We start from the raw sequence: 5,535 nt of genomic DNA on the forward strand, positions 1-5,535 counted from the left end.
GCCGACGGAGGCGACGGGGCCGGGGCCGACCGAGCCGACGGAGGCGACGGGGCCGGGGACCCATCGGACCTGGACCGTCGGCGAGCTGGCCCGCCATCTGGGCGTCACCCCGGCCACGCTGCGGAAGTGGGAGGAGGCCGGCGTCCTCGCCCCGGCGCGTGACCCGGCCACCGGGTACCGCGTCTTCCGCGCCGACGACGTCCGCGACGCCGAGCTCGCCCATCTGCTGCGGCGCGGCGGCCATCCACTGGACCACATCGCCACCGTGGTCCGGCGGATCCGCACGGCCGGCGGCGCGGACACCCTCGCCGCCTCCCTCGGCGACTGGCAGCGCAAGCTGACCGCACGGGGCGTCGCCATGCTCCACGCGGCCACCCATGTCAGCCACTACCTGACGCTGCTGGACCTCCCGACCCCGCCGTCCCACACCTCGGTGCCTTCCCCCGCCGGCCCGCAGCACGCCTGACGTCGCACGTCAATGAGGGTCTCCCCTTGGCTCGGGGCGCACAGAGGGCCTTGGGTTAACGGAAGTTGACGCGTTCTCAAAAACGTCACCGAACCGCCCCCTGCCCTTTACACACGGACTGACCCGTCCATGCCAATCTCTCGATTACCCACACAGTCAACCCGCGTAGACCGAGGCTCCCCGAACCACCCCTCGTTCCACGCGGCCCTCTGGGAAGGGACAACCCCTCATGCCTGCTGCGCGGATTCGCAGTTGGAAGACGGTCGCGCTCGCGACGTCGGCCGTGCTCGCCGGTCTCGTCCTGCCGGCGGCCACCGCCGCCCCCGCCTCGGCGACGACGACGGCGTACGACGACACGTACTACGCGAACGCGGTCGGCAAGACCGGCACGGCGCTGAAGTCCTCGCTGCACACGATCATCAGCGACCAGACGTCCATCTCGTACTCGGCGGTCTGGAACGCGCTGAAGGTCACCGACCAGGACCCCAACAACAGCAGCAACGTGAAGCTGCTGTACAGCGGCATCTCCCGCAGCAAGTCACTCAACGGCGGCAGCACCGGCAACTGGAACCGCGAGCACGTGTGGGCCCAGTCCCACGGCGACTTCGGCACGTCCGCCGGCCCCGGCACCGACCTGCACCACCTGCGGGCCGAGGACGTCCAGGTCAACGCCCGGCGCGGCAACCTCGACTTCGACAACGGCGGCAGCACGTTCACCAACAGCGGCGGCAGCCTCATCGACTCGAACTCCTTCGAGCCGCGCGACGCGGTCAAGGGCGACGTGGCCCGCATGATCCTCTACATGGCCGTCCGCTACGAAGGGGACGACGGCTGGCCCAACCTGGAGCCCAACGACGCCGTCGACAACGGCGGCACCCGCTTCCACGGCCGGCTCTCCGTCCTGAAGGCCTGGAACGACGAGGACCCGCCGGACGCGTGGGAAGAGCGCCGCAACGACCTCATCTACTCCAACTACCAGGGCAACCGGAACCCGTTCATCGACCACCCGGAGTGGGTCGAGGCGATCTGGTAGCGGCGGCGCCGTGCCACACGGGCTCCCGGCCGACGAACGGCCGGGAGCCCGTCGCGTCACCGGGGGCTTCGGGGGCGGTACGCGCAGCCGGTCACCGGACCAGTTCGACGGTGAGGTGCGCCGACAGCGCCCGCAGGAAGTCGGTCGCGTCGAAGGCCGCCCCGGCGGAGACGACACCCTGCGCGCGGGTCCGCCCCGTGAGGACGCGGTCCACCGCCTCCACCGCGAGGGGCGCGCTGACGGCGTAGATGTCCTGGCCCCGTGCCACGGCCCGCCGCTCCACCCCGCCGGAGCGGACGACGGCGTCGACGAGGAAGGTCTGCGCGGACCGCCCCCGCTCGTCGGCGGCGGTGGGGGCCGGGGTGTCCGGGTCCGCCAGTTCACCGGCGGCCTCGACGGTCATGTACGTGGTCACGTCGGGGACGGACAGATGGCTGGGCACGGTGACGATGTCGGCCATGCTGAACTCGCCGATGACGGCCCTGGTGCCCATCGGCTCGGGGAAGGGCCACTTCAGGCCGGGCGCGGCGTCGTCCCGGTACTCCAGCCCGCCGTTCGCGTAGCGCACCCGGCGACCGTCCCTGCGCTCACGGGAGACGGCGCCCGCCGCGCGGGTCCCGGCCGTGGGGTGCCAGCCGCTCAGCCCGTACGCGATGTGCGCCTCGTCGGCCGCCGTCCAGTCCCCCATCGCCGCCGTGACGAGCAGGTCGCCGAGGCCGCCGTAGAAGGCCATCGCCGGGACGATCAGAGCCCCGGCCGCACGGGCCCGTTCGGCGAAGTGGGCGAAGGTGTCGGCGTTGGCCTCGATCTCGGCGGCCACGTCCACGTACGGGATCCCGGCGCGCAGGGCCGCCTCGATCACCGGGGCGGCGGTCACCGCGAACGGCCCGGCGCAGTTGATCACCGCGTCCGCGCCGGCCAACGCGCGGTCGAGCGAGGCCGCGTCGTCGACGGAGGCCGTCCGGGCGTCGAGGGCCTGCCCGGGCTCCGGTCCCGGCTCGGCGGCCGCGAACGCCCGCAGCTTGCCGGCGTCCCGCCCCACCGCCACCGGGTGGAAGCCGCGGGCCCGCAGCTCCGCCACCACGAACCGCCCGGTGTGCCCGTACGCGCCGAAGACCGCCACCGTGCGCCGCCCCGACCCCGTCGCCGTACCCATGGTCTCTCCCACCGTTCGTCGCCGTCGCCGTACGCGAGAAGCCCCACGTGGCAACGGCGTTCGGTCATCACGTCGATCCGTCGTGATGTGTTCCGTCGTTCCGTCGTGACCATCCTGGCGAGGGCGGCGGCCTCCTGGCGAGTGTCCGGAACGACATGCCCCGTACAATTCCGGACATGGTTTCCGTCGCGCTGGCCGTCACCGAGGGCATGCTGCACTTCGAACTGTCCGTGGCGTACGAGATCTTCGCGTCCGTCCCGGACGGCGTCCCCGGCCCCTGGTACGACGTCTCGGTCTGCGGACCGGACGCGGTGCGCGTCGGCCGGTTCCGGATGGAACCCGACCACGGGCTGGATCAACTCCCTTACGCGGACACGGTGATCGTCCCCGGCTGGGCCGACGTCGACGTGGAGCCGCCCGCCGCCCTGGTCGACGCGGTGCGCGCGGCCCACGAGGCGGGCGCACGGGTGGCCTCGCTGTGCACGGGCGCGTTCGTGCTGGCCGCCGCCGGCCTGCTGGACGGCAGACGGGCGACCACGCACTGGGCCCACACCGACGTCCTGGCCGCCCGCCACCCGGAGGTGGAGGTCGACCCGGACGTGCTGTACGTGGACAACGGCAGCGTGCTCACGTCCGCGGGCAAGGCCGCCGCGCTGGATCTCTGTCTGCATCTGGTGCGCCTGGACCACGGTTCGGCGGTCGCCAACACCGCGGCCCGGCGGCTGGTCGTACCGCCGCACCGGGCGGGTGGCCAGGCCCAGTTCGTCACGGCCCCGGTGCCCGCGCGCGACGACCATCCGCTCGGCGCGCTGCTCCCCTGGGTGCTCGAACGCCTCGACCAGCCGCTGACCGTGGAGGACCTGGCGCGCAGGGCGAACATGAGCGCCCGTCACCTGGGCCGCCACTTCCGGGCGGCGACCGGCACCACCCCGTTGCAGTGGCTGCTGACACAACGCATCCGGCGGGCCCAGGAGTTGCTGGAGGCCACCGACGACGGCGTGGACGCCATCGCGGAGGCCACCGGCATGGGTACGGCGACGACCCTCCGGCGGCACTTCAACCGCACGGTCGGAGTGCCGCCGGACACGTACCGCCGCACGTTCCGCGCCCGCTCGGCCGCGACGATCGGCTGATCCGGGGGGTGAGGCCGCTTGTGTCCGGCCCGCTCGCGCTCAGGCCGTGTGGCGCAGGATCTCGTCGGCGAGGCGGGTGTCCAGGGCCGGGGGCAGGGTGTGGCCCATGCCCTCGACCATGACCAGGCGGGCGCCCGGGATCGCGGCGGCGGTGGCCTCGGCGTGCGGGGGCGGGAACATCGGGTCCTCGGTGCCGTGCAGCACGAGCGTCGGCGCGGTGACGGAGGCGAGGTCCGCCGTGGAGTCACCGCCGGCGGCCCCGGCGAGCGTGTGGTTCAACCCGGCGAGCAGATCGCGGGCCCGCTCGTACACCCGCCGCTCCATCGCCCGGTACTCCTCCTCGACGAACGGCAGCACCGGGCCGTGCAGCACCCGCCACAGCGGCAGCCGGAGGGCGAGGTACTCCTCGGGACCGGTGTCCGGGCCGGGGAAGGCGGAGGCGAGCGCGGCCAGCAACTCCGGTGCGGGCGGCGGCAGTTCGTCGGGGGCTGGGGGCGCGCCCTCCATGGCCCGCAGGACCGCGGCCGCCGTGTCCGTGCCGAGGGGCTGGGAGGACAGGCTCGTCAGGGTCAGCACCCGCTCGGGGGCGGTGACGGCGATCCGCTGCGCGATGATCCCGCCCAGCGAGGCGCCCACGAGGTGCGCGCGGTCCACCCCGAACGCGTCGAGGACGGCGAGCGCGTCGGACGCCAGGTCGGCGACCGTGTACGGCCGGGCGGCGTAGTCGACGGTGGAGGAGCGGCCGGTGTCGCGGTGGTCGTACCGGACGACCCGGCGGCCCCCGTCGACGAGGCGCCGCACCAGCCCGTCGTTCCACTGCACGCCCTGCGCCTGGGCCCCCATGATCAGCAGCACCGCGGGGTCGCCGGGGCTGCCGAACTCCTCGGCCCACAGCTCGACGCCGTCGGTGGACACGGTCCGCGCCCGGCCGACCAGGTACTCGTAGGTGTTCTCCGTCATGCCCTCGGTCTCCGTCACGTTCTCGATCTCGCCCTCGGTCCGGAACTCATTTTCCTGCATGGTCATTCAAGATAATGACTCGGCGCAGGCCACGCACCCGTTTTTCGAGTTGGACGCCCCCGCCCTCCGCCCGGCACCCTGATCCCCATGGCCGGAGTCAAGGGGCAGGTACAGAAGCGGGGCGTGGCACGCCGGCGCGCGATGGTCGACGCTGCGATCAAGCTGTTCGCGCAGCAGGGCGTGCGCGGCACGGGTGTGGCCGCCATCGCCGAGCGGGCCGGCGCCACCCCCTCCGCCCTGATCCACCACTTCGGCAGCAAGGACGGTCTCGTCCAGGCCGTCCTGGAGGAGGCGGACCGGCGCGCCCTGGAGCGGCTGTCGGTCCCCCCGGACGCCGAGCCCACCCTCGACCAGGCCTTCGACTGGTTCGTCCGGGACGCCGAGCACACCGCCGCCACCGAACGCGAACTCGCCGCCCTGCACACCACCCTCACCGCCGAGAACCTGGAGCCGGGCGCCGCCCTGCACACCTGGTTCCGGGACCGGGGCCGGGCCCTGCGGGCCCATCTGAACGCCCTGTTCACGCGGGCGGCGGCGGACGGCTCGGCCCGCGCCGACCTGGACCCGGCGGTCCTGGCGACGGAGGTGGCCGCGTTCATCGAGGGCGCCCATCTGCTGTGGCTGCTGGACCCGGACGAGGTGGATCTGACCGCCGTGCACCGCGGCTACTTCGCGGGACTGGCGGAGCGTCTGCGGACCTGACCGAAAAGCGCCCAACCCCTCGTAC

At 73.4% G+C, this 5,535-nt stretch carries 6 protein-coding genes; 4 read left to right on the top strand and 2 right to left on the bottom strand.

Features of this window, described 5'->3' with window-relative positions; translation table 11 throughout:
• Both AOK23_RS35620 and AOK23_RS35625 read left to right on the top strand, forming a co-directional pair.
• Positions 1-466, top strand: a 466-nt coding sequence (locus tag AOK23_RS35620) for a TioE family transcriptional regulator (RefSeq protein WP_157878242.1), incomplete at its 5' end; no start/stop codon positions are given.
• A gap of 229 nt (positions 467-695) precedes the next feature.
• Entirely contained in the window at positions 696-1,499 is an 804-nt protein-coding gene (locus AOK23_RS35625; protein WP_055716666.1) for an endonuclease I family protein, read from the top strand.
• 91 nt (positions 1,500-1,590) lie between these two features.
• Here the strand turns inward: AOK23_RS35625 and AOK23_RS35630 are convergent, their stop codons facing one another.
• Positions 1,591-2,655, bottom strand: a complete 1,065-nt coding sequence (locus AOK23_RS35630; RefSeq protein ID WP_055716667.1) for a saccharopine dehydrogenase family protein — start codon at positions 2,653-2,655, stop codon at positions 1,591-1,593.
• Between the two features lie 176 nt (positions 2,656-2,831).
• On the opposite strand from AOK23_RS35630, the gene AOK23_RS35635 reads away from it, so the two are divergent.
• Positions 2,832-3,788, top strand: a complete 957-nt coding sequence (locus AOK23_RS35635) for a helix-turn-helix domain-containing protein (RefSeq protein WP_055716668.1) — start codon at positions 2,832-2,834, stop codon at positions 3,786-3,788.
• Positions 3,789-3,827: 39 nt separating this feature from the next.
• On the opposite strand, the gene AOK23_RS35640 is transcribed toward AOK23_RS35635, so the two are convergent.
• A complete protein-coding gene (locus tag AOK23_RS35640; RefSeq protein ID WP_240496709.1) occupies positions 3,828-4,808 on the bottom strand; it encodes an alpha/beta fold hydrolase in 981 nt (326 codons plus the stop codon).
• A gap of 87 nt (positions 4,809-4,895) precedes the next feature.
• Between AOK23_RS35640 and AOK23_RS35645 the strand changes: the two genes are divergently transcribed.
• Positions 4,896-5,510 carry a TetR/AcrR family transcriptional regulator gene (locus tag AOK23_RS35645; protein WP_055716669.1) on the top strand — a complete coding sequence of 205 codons (615 nt, stop codon included), beginning with the start codon at positions 4,896-4,898 and terminating at the stop codon, positions 5,508-5,510.
• Positions 5,511-5,535 lie beyond the last annotated feature (25 nt).

The organism is Streptomyces torulosus, assembly GCF_001419765.1.
Taxonomy (GTDB): domain Bacteria; phylum Actinomycetota; class Actinomycetes; order Streptomycetales; family Streptomycetaceae; genus Streptomyces; species Streptomyces torulosus.